The following is a 14,588-nucleotide window of genomic DNA, read 5'->3' as shown; positions in this document are numbered from 1 at the left end:
GCCCCACCCGGGGGCGCGGCCTGCCGGGCCGGGGACGGCCCCGGCCGGGGGCTCCGCCTCCCGCCCGCGGAGGGCGCCTGGCGGAGTGGAGCGGACCTACCAGCTCACCAGGCCCGAGCGCCTGGATCTGGAGACGTTCGCCAGGGCGACGGGGACCCACCCCGATCTGGTGCGGCGTCTTGTCGCGCTGGGCCTGCTCGACGCCGGGACCGACTCCGCCGGGCACCTGTGGTTCCCGCCTCCCGAAGTGCTCACCATGGCGCGGATCCGGCGGCTGCGGGCCGGGTTCTCGATCAACTATGCCGCGCTCGGCCTCGTACTGGATCTGCTGGACCGCATCGCCCAGCTGGAGGCCGCCCAGCGTGGGCGTTCCCGACTCACCGGAGGCTCGCCGTGGACATGAACCAGCTGACCCAGAAGTCGCAGGAGGCGCTGCACGACGCGCAGACCAAGGCCCTGCGCTTCGGGCACACCGAGGTGGACGGCGAGCACCTGCTGCTGGCGTTGCTGGACCAGCCGGAGGGGCTGATACCCCGCCTGCTCTCGTACGCGAACGTCGACACCGACAGGCTCAGGGGCGATCTGGAGGCGGAGCTGGGCCGCCGTCCCAAGGTGAGCGGTCCCGGCGCCGCGCCGGGCCAGGTCTATGTGACGCAGCGGCTCTCCCGCCTGCTGGACACGGCCAAACGGGAGGCCGACCGGCTCAAGGACGATTACGTGTCGGTGGAGCACCTGCTCATCGCCCTGCTTGAGGAGGGCAGCTCGAGCTCCGCCGGGAGACTGCTGCACGATCAGGGGCTGACCAGGGACGGCTTCCTCAAGGCGCTCACCTCGATCCGCGGCAACCAGCGGGTGACCTCCGCGATGCCCGAGGTGGCGTACGAGGCGCTGGAGAAGTACGGGCGCGACCTGGTGGCCGACGCCCTGTCGGGCAAGCTCGACCCGGTCATCGGGCGCGACGCCGAGATCCGCCGGGTCGTCCAGATCCTGTCCCGCAAGACGAAGAACAACCCCGTCCTGGTCGGTGACCCCGGCGTCGGCAAGACCGCCATCGTGGAGGGACTCGCGCAGCGGATCAGCCACGGGGACGTGCCGGAGGGACTCAAGGGCAAGACGGTCTTCAGCCTCGACATGGGCTCGCTGGTGGCCGGGGCCAAGTACCGGGGCGAGTTCGAGGAGCGCCTCAAGGCCGTGCTCAACGAGGTCAAGGCCGCCGAGGGGCGGATCCTGCTCTTCGTCGACGAGATGCACACCGTGGTGGGCGCCGGAGCGGCCGAGGGCGCCATGGACGCGGGCAACATGCTCAAGCCCATGCTGGCCCGTGGCGAGCTGCACATGATCGGGGCGACGACCCTCAGCGAGTACCGCAAGCACGTCGAGAAGGACGCCGCACTGGAGCGCCGGTTCCAGCCGGTGATGGTCGACGAGCCCTCGGTCGAGGACGCCGTCTCCATCCTGCGTGGCCTACGCGAGCGCCTGGAGATCTTTCACGGAGTGAAGATCCAGGACAGCGCGCTGGTGGCCGCCGTCGTGCTGAGCCACCGCTACATCTCCGACCGTTTCCTGCCGGACAAGGCCATCGACCTGGTGGACGAGGCGTGCGCGATGCTCCGTACGGAGATCGACTCGATGCCCGCCGCGCTCGACGAGCTCACCCGCAGGGTGATGCGCCTGGAGATCGAGGAGGCCGCGCTCGCCAAGGAGGAGGACCTCGCGAGCGGGGTCCGCCTGGAGGAACTGCGCGCGGAGCTCGCCGACGTGCGCGCCGAGGCCGACGCCATGCGGGCGCAGTGGGAGGCCGAGCGGCACGCGCTACGCGCCGTCCAGAGCCTGCGCGAGGAGATCGAACACGTACGCGCCGAAGCCGATCGGGCCGAACGCGACTACGACCTCAACCGTGCCGCGGAGCTGCGGCACGGCAAGCTGCCCGAGCTGGAGCGGCGGCTGGAGGCGGAGGAGGAGCGTCTGCTCGCCAAGCAGGGGACGGCGCGTCTGCTGCGCGAGGTCGTCACCGACGACGAGATCTCGATGATCGTCTCCCGGTGGACGGGCATCCCAGTGAGCCGCCTGCAGGAGGGCGAGCGGGAGAAGCTGCTGCGGCTGGACCAGGTCCTGCACGAGCGGGTGATCGGCCAGGACGAGGCGGTGCGGTTGGTGGCCGACGCCGTCATCCGGGCCCGTTCCGGCATCAAGGACCCGCGCCGCCCGATCGGGTCGTTCATCTTCCTGGGACCGACGGGCGTCGGCAAGACCGAGCTGGCCAAGGCGCTCGCGGAGGCGCTCTTCGACACCGAGGACAACATGATCCGCATCGACATGAGCGAGTACCAGGAGCGGCACACGGTCAGCCGCCTCGTCGGCGCGCCCCCCGGCTACGTGGGGTACGAGGAGGGCGGCCAGCTGACCGAGGCCGTGCGGCGCAAGCCGTACTCCGTGGTGCTCTTCGACGAGGTGGAGAAGGCGCACGCGGATGTCTTCAACACGCTGCTGCAGGTGCTGGACGACGGGCGGCTCACCGACGCGCAGGGCAGGACCGTCGACTTCCGCAACACGGTCCTGATCATGACCTCCAACATCGGCTCCGTCTACCTCCTCGACGGCGTCACACCGAGCGGAGAGATCGAGCAGGAGGCGCAGCAGCGGGTGATGGCCGAGCTGCGCGCGCACTTCCGTCCAGAGTTCCTCAACCGCGTCGACGACATCGTGATCTTCAAGCCGCTCACCATGGAGGAGATCGAGCGCATCGTCGGCCTGATGTTCGTCGAGCTGCGGACCCGTCTCGAACAGCGGGGGATCCGGCTGGACGTCACCGAGGCGGCGCTCAGGTACATCGCCGAGCGGGGCTACGACCCGGTGTACGGCGCCCGCCCGCTGCGCCGGTTCATCTCCAGGGAGGTCGAGACGCGCATCGGCCGCGCTCTGCTGTCCGGGGAGGCGTACGAGGGGGGCGTGGTCCGGGTCGACCTCGCCGAGGGCGAGCTCGACGTCACCTACGCATGAGGAGAACCGGCAATGTCATCAAATATCGTGCAATGCCGGAACTGCGGGAAGAGGAACCGGGTACCCGCGGGCGCGGCGCCCGCCTCCGAACCGCGCTCATGGGTGGAGGGCGCGATCGCGCCGGTAGGTGAGGGGAGTGGCTGAGACGGGGTCCAGGTGAGCGGGCTCCTGGGGCGGAGACCTCAGGGGATCTCAGTGCGGATCTCAGCGAGGAGCTCGGTGACCCTGGTGGGCGCCCTCCTCGGCGGAGAGCCTGGCCAGCTCGACCCGGGAGTGGATGCCCAGCTTGCGGAAGACCTGCCGCAGGTGGAAGGCGACCGTGTGCTCGCTGATGAACATCTGCTCGGCGGCGTTCCGGTTCGTCAGCCCCTGGGAGACCAGGTCGCAGACGGCCTGCTCGGTGCCGGTCAGGCTGGCCCACCCCGAGGTGGGATGGGCGGTCCTGACCCAGTGGCGGCGCCGCTCGCCCAGCAGCCGCAGCCTGCCCCTTACCCGCGCGGCGTCACGGACGGCCTCCACCGCGCCGTAGCAGGCGAGCGCGATCTTGAGGTTCTCCACGGCCGTATCCCGGCAGCCGCCCGCGCCGAGCAGCACGCCCAGATCCTCCGCCGCCGAACCCCTGGCCCACGGATCGCCGTGCCCGGCCATCGCGCGGCCCAGCGCCTCGGGGTCGCCCTCCCGCAGTCCACGGGCGTGGTCGGCGGCCACCGACGGATTGGGCAGGCCGGGGCTGCGCCAGGCGATGCCCTCGGCCGCGTCGACCACGGCGTCGGCCCGGTGCCGCTGACCCGTCGCCATGGCCATCCGTACCAGCCATGCCGCGGCGGTGGGCTCGCTGGTCAGCGCCCCGGTGTGCCGAGGCAGCGCGTCGTACAGCCCGCCGAGCGAGCTCATCCCGCCCGCGGCTCCGTCGCGCGCCTCGTTGATCCGCCCGGCCACCAGCTCCGAGCGCAGCCGCGTGCGCGGGGGCAGGTCTCGCGCCGACCCGACGAGGTTCCTCTCCATGTACCTGATGGCCCCCGGCAGGTCGCCCGCCCGCAGCGACGCGGTGCCGAGCACCGACAGGGCCGAGGAGGCCGGTGACGGGGCGCCCAGGGTCCCGGCGGCGGCCAGACCGGCCTCCGCGTGCTCGATCGCGCTGCCGAGCCTGCCCGCGGCCAGGTGCAGGCGGGCGCGCAGGACGGGGATCTCCGCGGCCCAGGCCGGCTCGCACTCGGCCTCGGCCGCGGCGATCTCCGTCGTGGCCTCCGCCTCGTCCAGCAGCCAGAGGTCGATCAGCATCGAGGCCAGCACCGCCCGGGGCTGCTGCCGCCGTCGTCCACCGGCCGGTTGCTCCACGGCTTCGCGTGCCAGGTCCAGCCCGTACGAGAGCCTGCCCTCGTCCCAGGCGAGCAGGGCCAGGTCCGTCAGCGTCTCGGCGTCGCCGCCCCCGGTCAGACGGGCCGGGCGTGTCCGGGCGGCGCGCTCGACCTGTTCGCGCAGCGCTCGCCGCACCGGTTGGGGCACCTTCTCGACGACCGAGCGCCACAGCAGCTCGTGCCTGAACGCCAGCTCGTCGGGGGTGGTGACGAGCACACCCGCGGCCAGGGCCTCCTCCAGCGCGGGAAGCAGTGCCGCCGGGGTCTCGCCGAGCATCTCGGCCGCGTACGCCGGTGAGAACGAGCGCCCGAGCACCGCCGTGGCCTCCAGCAGGTACCTGGTCCTGGTGCCGAGCTCGTTCAGCCGCCGCCGGACGGCGGTGTGCACCCGCAGGGGCAGCTCCGCCCCGGCGGGAGTGGTCTCGGCCAGCCGGGCGACGCCGTCCCGCACGAGGACGGCGCCCTCCTCGCACAGTCCGGTGAGATACTCGGACAGCAGCAGCGGGTTGCCGCCGGCCTGGGCGGCCAGCGCCGCCAGATCCTTCCCGGGAGCCGCGCCCAGGATGTCGGTGGAGATCTCGGTGACCGCACCGTCGTCGAGCGGGCGCAGCACGGTCCGGGTGGCGCCCTCCTCCTCGAGCAGGTCGAACAGCCGTCTGGCGTCGCCGCGCGCCGGGGTGCTGCGGCAGGCCAGCAGCCATGCCACCGGGCGTTCGGCCAGCCGCGAGGGCAGCGTGCGCAGGGCCATGAGCGTGGCCGGATCGGCCCACTGGAGATCGTCCAGGGTGACCAGCAGCGGCCCCGCGCCCAGCCTTCTCTCCAGCGAGGTCCTGACCTGCTCGGCCAGCCAGAGCAGCAGGCCGGGACCGTCGGGGAAGGCGTTCCTGGCCACGGTCATGGGCGCCGGCGACTCCTCCAGGGCCGACAGCAGCGGCCCCAGCGGTGTCAGCCGTCCCAGCTCGTCGGCCCGCCCGCTCGCGACCGCCGTCCCCCGCGCGGCCGCGAGGCCGACGGCCTCGCCGAGCAGCAGCGTCTTGCCTATCCCCGGCTCGCCCTCGACGAGCATGACGTTCCCTGCCGTGGACGCGATGCCTTCCAGCAGGGCGAGGACCGCCGCCTGTTCATCTCTCCGGCCGCGCATCGTCTTGTCTCGGATCTGGGGTCATACGCCAGGCTTTCTTAGCGGTGATTACCGGTATGACATCCCCATCGGGCGAAATGCCATGCGGTGGATGCTCCCGGCTACTGGTTGTTTGATGCAGATTTGACCTTTAAGTACGACTTCTAGTCGTTCTGTCGATCTGGCCGATGCCCGACGAGCGTGATCTCCGGGAGGCGATCGCCGCGCGCGTTCCGTACGGGCCCCGCCCCCCGGAGGGGATCGGAACGTCCTGACGAAAAACGGCCGAGGCTCGCGGAGATGCCCGCCACGCGGGTAGGGGGCGTGCGTTCTCGTACAGGATGGGAGTCGGGGCGGCTCTCGGCGCTGATCGGCAGGCTCACCGGATCCTTGCCGCCCGGTCCGCTCCCGAGACCGCCGGCGACCGGCGCGGCCCGATCGCGTCAATGGAGGAAGCATGGATCAGAGCACCTCGACAGAGCTCTCGGCCGTCGCGGTCGAGGCCGCCCGCGCGGTGGGCGAGCGGCTCCGCAAGGCGTTCAGGTCGCGTCCCGCGGTCGAGACCAAGAGTGACTTCCACGATCCGGTGACCGAGCACGACCGCGCCGCGGAGGAGACCATCCGGGAGGTCATCGAGAGGCGCGTCCCGGGCAGCACGGTCATCGGCGAGGAGGGCGGCAGCGAAGGGTCCGGTGAGATCCGCTGGTACGTCGACCCGATCGACGGGACCGCGAACTTCGCCGCCGGGCTGCCCTTCTTCTGCGTGTCGATCGCCGCCGCCGCCGGGGACGAGGTGGTCGCCGGGGTGGTCTACGACCCGGTGCGCGACGACGAGTTCCGGGCCGACCTGGGCGGGGCCTGGTGCAACGACGTGCGGTTGCGCAGCGCCGGTGCCACGCGCGATCGGGAGGCGATGCTGCTGACCAGTTATCCCACCCCTCGCGAGCTGGCCGACGGCGGGGAGGAGGTGCTGCGCGAGTTCGGCCGGATGCTGGCGTCGTTCGCCTCCACACGCCGTCCGGGCAGCACGGCGCTCAAGCTGGCCCATGTCGCGGGAGGGTGGGCGGACGTCGCCTACGGCAGTAGGGTCAGTCCATGGGACGTGGCGGCGGGGTCGCTGCTGGTCCGGCAGGCGGGGGGAGTGTTCATCCCGCTGGACGGATCGATCTTCGAGCCCGGCGGCTACCTCGCCCATGTCGGCGGGTTCGATCTGGCGGGATCGGTCATGAGCGATCTGGTTCCTCCGGGCCGCTCCGCCTGAGCGCCGGTGAGGGAAGGCCCGCGTACCCGGCCCGCGCGGTCCACGGGCAGGCGTCACCGCATTACCTATTGATCCTGTAGGAAATACAGGTAACATGATTGTCTCGCCGTATGAAGGAGCCGCCATGAGCCTGGAGTCGGGGGCGGAGAGCCCGCTGGCCACCGCGGTCGAGGCCGCGCGCTGGATCCGCTCGGCGGCCGTGGACGACGAACGGGGACGGCACTGGCAGGCCAACCCCGACCCCCGGGGCCGGGCCGCCATGCCCGACCACCCCCTGTCGTTGTACTCGGGGGCGGCCGGGATCATCCTGTTCTTCCTGGAGCTCGCCGCCGCCACGGGTGACGAGGGCTACCTGGACGATGCCGGGGCCGGGGCCCGCTATCTCGCCGCCACCTGGCGGGAGCAGGCCGATCTCTCCCTCCACCACGGTCTGGCCGGGGTGATGTTCGCCCTCGCCGAGGCCGGATGGGCCACCGGTGAAAGGGATTTCGAGGTCGAGGCCGGCGCGGTCGCCGACCGCATCGTGCGCAGCGCCCGCCCCATCGACGGCGGCCTGGGCTGGACCGGTGACCCCGCCCAGCGCGGCGACGGCGGGATCATCCTCGGCCTGCTGCACGCCGGCGGCATCCTGGGGGTGCCCGCCTACCAGGAGATCGCCGTCGAGGCCGGCGCCCGCATCGCCGCGCTCGCCGTCCCGGGCCACCGCTTCGGCGAGGGCGCCTGCGCCGACCTGCCGCTGGACGCGGTCACCCCGGGGTTCCTGTCCGGCACGGCCGGCACCGCCTTCCTGCTCGCCCGCCTGTACGGCGTGACCGGCGAGACCCGCTTTCTCGACGGCTCCCGCAGGGGGGCCGACTTCGTCCGCGCGGTCAGCGCCGTGACCGAGCGGTGTGCGCTGGTGCCGCACCACATCCCGCAGGGCCGCGATCTGCACTACCTGGGCTTCTGCTCCGGTTCAGCGGGGGTCGCCCGGACGTTCTACGAGCTGTACCGGGTGTCGGGTGACGCCGGAGACCTCGACTGGGTCGAGCGGCTGGCCAGGGGGATCGTCAGCAGCGGTGCCCCCGCCAGCCAGAGCGGTGGCTACTGGAACTCGGCCTGCCAGTGCTGCGGCACCGCCGGGCTGGTGGAGCTGTTCGTCGGGCTCTGGGCGGCGACCGGCCGCCCGCAGCACCTGGAGTTCGCCCGCACGCTGGGGGAGAACCTGACCGGCCTGGCCACCGGCCACGACGGCCGGGGCTCCCGCTGGTACCAGGCTTACCGGCGGCTGCGCCCCTGGGAGGTCACCGCCGACACCGGCTACATGGTCGGCGCCGCGGGCATCGGGGCCGCGCTCCTGCACCTGGACGCCACCGCGCGCCCGCAGGAGGCCCGGCGGCTCATCCTGCCGCCGGACAACCCGTTCCCCGCCATCCCGCTGCCGAGCGCGACGCTCCGCCGGTCCTGAAGAGCGTGGAAGGCGCGTCGCCGGTGAACCGGACGGTCATCGCGGGGGAGCACGGCGCGGGCGCCGGCCTGGCCGGGGGCCCGCGCGGCTCGGGCCCGCGCACGTCCCCGTACCCTGTACGGTCGGCATCGAGGTCTCCGCGGGCCCCGGCATCACGGACCCGTCCCCTGGCGCGCACGGCATCCGGGCCACGTCACCCCCGCGCGCCCGATCGTGCCGGTCCGGCCGTGGAGGGGCGGCAGCCGCCGCGCCTCTCACACCGGAGGCCCCGAGAACGACGCACCCTTTGGCCGTCAAGGGGTGACAAAACTCGTGACCATGATTGGTGATTCTCCGTGAGTGCCACCCAGGGCCTGCCTAATCTCGGTGTCGTGACAATCGAGGATTTCCTTCCCGACCCGGGCCGTTCCACAGTCGCGATCGAACCGGCCCAGCCGGGCGCGGGCCACTGGGCCGGTGCGCCGAGCGCCGTGGCGAGCGACGGGCTGATCTACCTCGCCTACCGGCTGCGCCGCCCCGTCGGCGAGGGCCGCGGCTACGCCGTCGTCGTTGCCCGCTCCACCGACGGTGAGCGGTTCGAGACCCTGCTCACCATCGGCAGGCAGGAGATGGACACCGAGTCACTGGAGCGGCCCACCCTGGTCCGCACACCGGAAGGGCGCTGGCGGCTCTACCTCAGCTGCGCCACCTACGACACCAAGCACTGGCGGGTCGAGGTGCTGGAGGCCGACGACCCGTCCGGGTTCCGCGCCGCGCAGCGGCAGGTGGTGCTACCCGGCGACCCGAAGACCGGCGTCAAGGACCCGGTGATCGTGCGGCGGGGCGACGTGTGGCATCTGTGGGCCTCCTGCCACCCCCTGGCGGAGGACGACGAGGCCGACCAGATGGTGACCGACTACGCCACCAGCGCCGACGGCATCGAGTGGACCTGGCAGGGCACCGCGCTCAGCGGCCGGCCCGGAGCCTGGGACGCCCGGGGGGCACGGGTGGCGGCGGTCCGCTTCCTCGGGGAGCAGGTGGTGGCCTTCTACGACGGCAGAGCCACCGCGGTGGAGAACTACGAGGAGAAGACCGGTGTCGCGGTCGGCGCCGACCCGGCGGAGCTGACCCCGGTCGGCACCGGGCCCGCCGCCCTCTCGCCGCACGCGGGCGGCGGCCTGCGCTACCTGGACATCGTGGACCTGCCGGAGGGCGGGCGGCGGCTCTACTACGAGTACACCCGCGCGGACGGGGCGCACGAGCTCCGCACCGAGCTGCGCTGAGCACGGCCGCCGACCTGCGCGGGGCCATGCCGATCACGCCCCGGCCGGGCACGGCCGGGCACGGTGAGGCCCACGAGCCCCGTAGCGGGCGGTGCCGATCGCGGCCTGGTACGGGGCTCGCCCCCACTGTCCCGCCCGAGGGAGGGGGTCAACCCTGGGGGCGGCCGTTGCGGGCCTGGCGCTGGCCGTTGGGGCGGACGCCCACCAGGCCGCCGGAGCGCTCGCGGGGACGGAGCCAGTCGCTGAAGTCCTCGCCGGTCACCCTCTGCAGCAGCGCCACGTCCTGGGTGAAGTGGGAGATCAGTTTCTCTCGCTGGTCCCAGGTCAGCGGCTGGCGGGAGCGGGCCCGCCGCTGCAGCTTGCGCTCCAGCGGGTCGGTCAGCGCCACGCTCACCCGCGACGGCAGGAATCGTCCCACGGACGACCCCACGCGCAACGCCCGCGACAGCATCCGGTGTCCGCGGGTCGGCTCCGGATGGGCGGTCACGTTCTCCCGGGGGACCTCGGTGACGACGCCGGTCTCCACGCCGAGGAAGCGGCAGATCCGGTCCAGGGTGTCGGCGGGCCGGTCGACCAGGTCGCGGTAGCGGTAGACGAGCACCTGCTCGCGGGGGAACAGGGTGAACAGGTGTTCCAGCTGTCTGCCGTACTTGCCGAGCCCCAGGTAGTGCCAGAACGGTGCCCAGCCGGCCGTGACCCTTCGCTCCTCCTCGGCGCAGGCCTCCAGCACGTCGCCGATCGGCTCCAGTCCGGCCGACCACAGATGCGTCCAGTTGGAGTGGGCGCGCTCCACCGGGTCGCGCAGCACCACGATGAGCCTGGCGTCGGGGATGGTCTTCCTGATGCGCCGCTGGGCCGCCAGGTCGTAGAGGTAGAACGGGGTGGACTCGCCGGTGAGCGTTCCCGGCGGTGCCGCGTCGAACAGGGCTTCGTAGTCCTCGCGCCGCCAGACGTGCTCGCGGTAGGTCTGGGCGTCGCCCGGGCCTCCCCTGCTGGGAGGGGGGCCGTCACTGAGGAAGAACTTCGGCTCCTTCACCGGGGACATGAACAGCTCCGGGTGCCGGGCCAGTGCGGCGTGCAGGGCGGTGGTCCCGGTTTTAGGGGCACCGATCGTGAGGAAATTCGGCAGGGGCATCGTTATTACCCTTAATCCCTACTATTATTATTGGTAAATATAACCCCTTTCCCGGCGAAGGCAAGCGTCCCACCATGGGGTTGTCGTGCCCCAAGGGCCTGCCCCATGGCGGGAGTTCCAGTCGCCGACGCCTATCCCCAGCTCATGGGGGCGAGCCGCGCTGTTCCGTTCAATGAACGCCAGGCGCTTCTCTCCTATTTCGACGTCGAGAGGGAGTTTTGTCGCGTTGTAAATAAACGCAACATCCGTTCCGTATCCCGACCCTGATGTGCCTCCGGCGGGACCCGCGCCGCCGGATTCCCGGGGGAGCCGGCCGGGCGAACACGGCGAGAGCCCAGCCCCGAACTCCTTTCCGCGGCGGCGATCAAGCATCGAACCACCTGCCGCGAGGGCTTCGGCATCAGGGCGTACCCTGGGCGGCCGGAAACACGTGCGCGGCGGCGCGAACCGGGGACCCCGCCGATACCCTTGCCGAATGCCCGACCCGTACCTGACCCCGCGGAACACGACAGAGCACGAGATCGACATAAAACGCTCCCGTTTCCTGTGCGCCATCGGTCAGGTCGCCTCGGAGGAAGAGGCCAGGGAGTTCATCGCCGGCCGCAAACGGCTGTACGGTGACGCCACGCACAACTGCTCGGCCTACGTGATCGGCGGCGACCGCCACATCCAGCGGGCCGACGACGACGGCGAGCCCGGTGGCACCGCGGGTACCCCGATGCTGGAGACCCTCCTGCGCAGGGGCGTCGCCGACGTGGTGGCGGTGGTCACCCGGTACTTCGGCGGGGTGAAGCTCGGAGCGGGAGGCCTGGTCCGCGCGTACGGCTCGTCGGTCGGCAAGACGCTGGATCTCACACCACTGGTCGAGATGGTGCCCGCCAGGGTCATGACCGTGACCGTGGACCACGTCCAGGCCGGGCGGCTGGAGAACGACCTGCGCATCTCGCCGTACAAGGTCAGGGAGGTCCGCTACGGCGCGGAGGTCGGCTTCCGCGTCGCGGTACGCGAGCGTGACCTGGCCGACTTCCCCGGCTGGGTCGCCACGCTGACCGCAGGCCGCGCCAGGATCGAGCAGGGCGAGACGGTCCATCTCAGAAACAGCTGAAACGGTGCCGGACCGTATAAGAGTAAAGATATCTGGACGTCCCTCGCGTGGGCCCAAACCGCTTTTTGGCGGTGGTCAATGTGGGATAGGTCACAGTTGGGGGCGGAGAGCCCGGCCGGAAGGCGGGTGCGCCCGCCCCTTCCCGGGCCGCGACGGCCTCTGCCCGCCGTACCCGCCTGGCCGGCCAATACCTACTCTGACGTGCGAGAACTCCGGAGATTTCGTGATCGTCACGATGGAGTTCCAGGCACCTGTGGTTTTCCGCAGCCGAACCCTGTGGCGTGTACGAGGCAGAAGCGGGCGCATTCCTCATCCACGCCCTACCCAACTCTCCGTAGCCTTGTCCCTATGAGTTCACCGAATCTCGACGGAGTCGCCGGATGGGCGATCAACCTTATGGAAACCCTGGGTGGGCCAGGGGCGGGGCTGGCGATCGCACTTGAGAACCTTTTCCCGCCGCTGCCCAGCGAGGTGATCCTGCCGCTGGCCGGGTTCACCGCGAGCAAGGGGAACGGGAACATGGGGTTGTTCGACGCCGTGCTCTGGACGACCCTGGGATCGGTGATCGGCGCGCTGGCGCTGTACGCGGTCGGGGCCCTGCTGGGCCGCGAACGTGTGGTGTTCATCGCCTCCAAGCTGCCGCTGGTCAGCGTCTCCGACATCGAGAAGACCGAGGCGTGGTTCGCCAAGCACGGAAGGAAGACCGTCTTCTTCGGCCGGATGATCCCCATCTTCCGGAGCCTCATCTCGATCCCGGCGGGGGTCGAGCGCATGCCGATCCTCATCTTCACCCTCCTCACCACCCTGGGCAGCCTCATCTGGAACACGGCGTTCGTGATGGCGGGGTTCCTGCTGGGAGAGAACTGGTCGCTGGTCGAGGACTACATGGGGATCGTCTCGAAGGCCGTGCTGGGCATCGTGATCCTCGCCGTGGTGGTCTTCGTGGTCGTCAGGCTGTCCGACCGGCGCAAGGGCAAGCACCACGCCTGATCGTGAACCCGCTGAGCAGGGCCTGCCGGGCGCTTGCCGGTCTCGCGCTCGGGACCCTCTCGGCCGGGGCCGGACCGCACCGAACCGGCCGGGACATGGACGGGCATCGTGGCGGCGGTCGATCAGGAGCGCAGGCGCATCGAGCGCGACCTGCGCGACGGCGTGCAGCAGCGCCTGGTCGCGCTGGCCATGTTGATCGGGGCGCTCGTCCGAACTGCTCGATGAGCTTCTCCGTCAGGCCCACGATCAGGCTCAGCAGGTGCTGAGAGACCTGAAGCCGCTGCCCTTGCCGCACGCTCCGACTCCGAGCGCCAAGCGCTCCCCGCGGCGGCCCCCGTCGCCGCGGAGGCCGCCGCCGAAATCAAGACGAGCAACCACCGAACCCGACCGCACGCCAAGGAACCTGAGCGCGGCCGACACCACGGTGGCCACGGTTCACGTGAAGGCCCAAAGCTCGTTGTCGTCGACCAAGGTCGCGGCGTCGATACGCTTGAACTCATCTGATTCGTAGTACGTGAACGTCCTGCCCCCCGTAGTGCGCCACCACAACTCAAGCTTGGCCTTGAGTCGATGCTTCAGGTCCTCGTATGTTGTGTCGGCGGCGAGGTTGCGCTCCTCGCGGGGATCATGCTGAAGGTCGTACAACTCCTCGGCGGGCTCGTCGGGGCCGTAGTAGTAGACGTACTTGTAGGAACGAGTCACGATCATCCGGAACGGGTGCCACCCCCAGTAGGCGCCGTAGTGCTCCATGAAGACCTGCTCAGGACCTTCTGCCTGCCGGAGCACCACATCGGTGACCGAGCGGTTCGGCCAGTCGTCGGGCACTTCCACCCCGGCGAGTTCCATCAGAGTTCGGGGCAGGCTCACGTTCACTCCGAGGCTCGCCGTGCGGGCACCACCCGCGACACCGGGCGCCTTGATGATCAGAGGAACACGGAAGAGTTCTTCGTACGGGAACGTGCCTTTCAGCCGCAGGCCGTGGCCGCCCATCATGTCGCCGTGATCTGATGTGAACGCGATAACCGAATCGTTCCAAAGACCGCGGCCCTCGAGTGCGTGGCGGACTCTGCCAAAGAGTTCGTCTACTTTGGTGATCATTGAGTAGTACTGCGCCATTTCAAGACGCAACTGTTGCCTGGTGACGCCTCCTCCGGGTGACTCTCTTCTTTTTCTCTGGAACTCGGGCTTGCCGGCCAGGTCGTCGGCAAAGGAGGGGGGAATCGGCATCTGTTCCGGGTCGAACGACCGGATGTATGGCTCGACGGACTCGAAGGGGGGATGCGGCTGATGGAGGGATATCACTAGGAAGAGCGGTTCCGTCGCGTCGTAGCTCGCCAGGAAGTTCGTGGCGTCGCGAGTGATCTCCTCGTCCACGACGGCCAGGGAACTTCCGCCACCGCGTTCGATCCCATTCTCGTAGCCGAGCTTCTCAAGCGGGTACCCGAAGTGACTCTTACCGAAGTAGGCGGTCCGGTAACCGTGTTCCTTGAGGACCTGCGCGATGGTGCGGTGCCGGGGGCCAAGGTGGCCGGTATGGCCACCGAAGCCATAGATCACCATCACGTCGGCCTCGTGGGGGTGGAGGCCTGTCTGCAGGGACATGCGAGACGGTGAACATTGTGGGTTCGAGCAGTAGAACCGGTCGAAGAAAACGCCTTCGTCGGCGAGCGCGTCGAGGTTGGGCGTCCGGGCCAGAGGATCGACACGGCCCTGTCTCATGTACTGCATTTGGTCGCAGATGAACAGCACGATGTGCTTTCCGCGTAAATCAGACATGTTCACGTCATGCTCCGATCCGATCGATGATGAGGGGAGAACAGCTATGGGCGGGTCTTTCGGGCGCGGTGATATCCGCCCTTGAGTGCGCGCTCGCGTCCCGTTCGTCGGGGCGTGATGTTGAGCAGCGGCCG

The 14,588-nt window shown here is 70.4% G+C and carries 11 protein-coding genes; 8 read left to right on the top strand and 3 right to left on the bottom strand.

What is annotated here, in order from left to right; genetic code table 11:
• Both ABZU75_RS22615 and clpB read left to right on the top strand, forming a co-directional pair.
• A partial coding sequence (locus tag ABZU75_RS22615; RefSeq protein ID WP_355557413.1) for a chaperone modulator CbpM occupies positions 1-403 on the top strand: 403 nt, incomplete at its 5' end.
• On the top strand, positions 394-3,000 hold the full coding sequence (clpB, locus tag ABZU75_RS22610) for an ATP-dependent chaperone ClpB (RefSeq protein ID WP_355557410.1): 2,607 nt from the start codon (positions 394-396) through the stop codon (positions 2,998-3,000). The genes ABZU75_RS22615 and clpB, both read left to right, overlap by 10 nt.
• A gap of 204 nt (positions 3,001-3,204) precedes the next feature.
• Here clpB and ABZU75_RS22605 read toward each other — a convergent pair whose 3' ends face one another.
• Positions 3,205-5,499 carry an AAA family ATPase gene (locus ABZU75_RS22605; RefSeq protein ID WP_355557408.1) on the bottom strand — a complete coding sequence of 765 codons (2,295 nt, stop codon included), beginning with the start codon at positions 5,497-5,499 and terminating at the stop codon, positions 3,205-3,207.
• A 436-nt stretch (positions 5,500-5,935) separates the two neighbouring features.
• Here ABZU75_RS22605 and ABZU75_RS22600 point away from each other — a divergent pair, with 436 nt between their 5' ends.
• The 3 genes from ABZU75_RS22600 to ABZU75_RS22590 all read left to right on the top strand — a co-directional run bounded on the left by ABZU75_RS22600 (position 5,936) and on the right by ABZU75_RS22590 (position 9,448).
• Positions 5,936-6,739 (top strand): inositol monophosphatase family protein, encoded by an 804-nt coding sequence (locus tag ABZU75_RS22600; protein WP_355557405.1) that lies wholly within the window; start codon positions 5,936-5,938, stop codon positions 6,737-6,739.
• A 124-nt stretch (positions 6,740-6,863) separates the two neighbouring features.
• Positions 6,864-8,186: a lanthionine synthetase LanC family protein gene (locus ABZU75_RS22595; protein ID WP_355557402.1), complete on the top strand. Its 1,323-nt coding sequence runs from the start codon at positions 6,864-6,866 to the stop codon at positions 8,184-8,186.
• A 371-nt stretch (positions 8,187-8,557) separates the two neighbouring features.
• Positions 8,558-9,448 (top strand): hypothetical protein, encoded by an 891-nt coding sequence (locus tag ABZU75_RS22590; RefSeq protein ID WP_355557399.1) that lies wholly within the window; start codon positions 8,558-8,560, stop codon positions 9,446-9,448.
• A 148-nt stretch (positions 9,449-9,596) separates the two neighbouring features.
• Here the strand turns inward: ABZU75_RS22590 and ABZU75_RS22585 are convergent, their stop codons facing one another.
• Entirely contained in the window at positions 9,597-10,583 is a 987-nt protein-coding gene (locus ABZU75_RS22585) for a sulfotransferase (protein ID WP_355557397.1), read from the bottom strand.
• 475 nt (positions 10,584-11,058) lie between these two features.
• Between ABZU75_RS22585 and ABZU75_RS22580 the strand changes: the two genes are divergently transcribed.
• The 3 genes from ABZU75_RS22580 to ABZU75_RS22570 all read left to right on the top strand — a co-directional run bounded on the left by ABZU75_RS22580 (position 11,059) and on the right by ABZU75_RS22570 (position 12,903).
• Positions 11,059-11,688 (top strand): YigZ family protein, encoded by a 630-nt coding sequence (locus ABZU75_RS22580; RefSeq protein ID WP_355557394.1) that lies wholly within the window; start codon positions 11,059-11,061, stop codon positions 11,686-11,688.
• A 348-nt stretch (positions 11,689-12,036) separates the two neighbouring features.
• Positions 12,037-12,678 carry a DedA family protein gene (locus ABZU75_RS22575; RefSeq protein WP_355557391.1) on the top strand — a complete coding sequence of 214 codons (642 nt, stop codon included), beginning with the start codon at positions 12,037-12,039 and terminating at the stop codon, positions 12,676-12,678.
• Positions 12,679-12,786: 108 nt separating this feature from the next.
• Entirely contained in the window at positions 12,787-12,903 is a 117-nt protein-coding gene (locus ABZU75_RS22570; RefSeq protein ID WP_355557388.1) for a histidine kinase, read from the top strand.
• A 210-nt stretch (positions 12,904-13,113) separates the two neighbouring features.
• Here ABZU75_RS22570 and ABZU75_RS22565 read toward each other — a convergent pair whose 3' ends face one another.
• The gene (locus ABZU75_RS22565; RefSeq protein WP_355557425.1) at positions 13,114-14,454 is read right to left on the bottom strand and encodes a sulfatase-like hydrolase/transferase; all 1,341 of its coding nucleotides are present in this window, start codon (positions 14,452-14,454) and stop codon (positions 13,114-13,116) included.
• Positions 14,455-14,588 lie beyond the last annotated feature (134 nt).

Source organism: Streptosporangium sp. NPDC005286 (assembly GCF_040607515.1).
In the GTDB taxonomy this organism is placed as follows: Bacteria; Actinomycetota; Actinomycetes; order Streptosporangiales; family Streptosporangiaceae; genus Streptosporangium.
Note: the sequence above shows the minus strand (reverse complement) of the source record. Positions and strands in the feature narration are given on the sequence as shown.

Excerpts from the sequence above, each read along its gene's own strand:
- ABZU75_RS22595 (WP_355557402.1), top strand. The coding sequence starts at position 6,864 with ATGAGCCTGGAGTCGGGGGCGGAGAGCCCGCTGGCCACCGCGGTCGAG.
- ABZU75_RS22575 (WP_355557391.1), top strand. The coding sequence starts at position 12,037 with ATGAGTTCACCGAATCTCGACGGAGTCGCCGGATGGGCGATCAACCTT.
- ABZU75_RS22600 (WP_355557405.1), top strand. The coding sequence starts at position 5,936 with ATGGATCAGAGCACCTCGACAGAGCTCTCGGCCGTCGCGGTCGAGGCC.
- ABZU75_RS22580 (WP_355557394.1), top strand. The coding sequence starts at position 11,059 with ATGCCCGACCCGTACCTGACCCCGCGGAACACGACAGAGCACGAGATC.
- ABZU75_RS22585 (WP_355557397.1), bottom strand. The coding sequence starts at position 10,583 with ATGCCCCTGCCGAATTTCCTCACGATCGGTGCCCCTAAAACCGGGACC.
- ABZU75_RS22605 (WP_355557408.1), bottom strand. The coding sequence starts at position 5,499 with ATGCGCGGCCGGAGAGATGAACAGGCGGCGGTCCTCGCCCTGCTGGAA.
- ABZU75_RS22565 (WP_355557425.1), bottom strand. The coding sequence starts at position 14,454 with ATGTCTGATTTACGCGGAAAGCACATCGTGCTGTTCATCTGCGACCAA.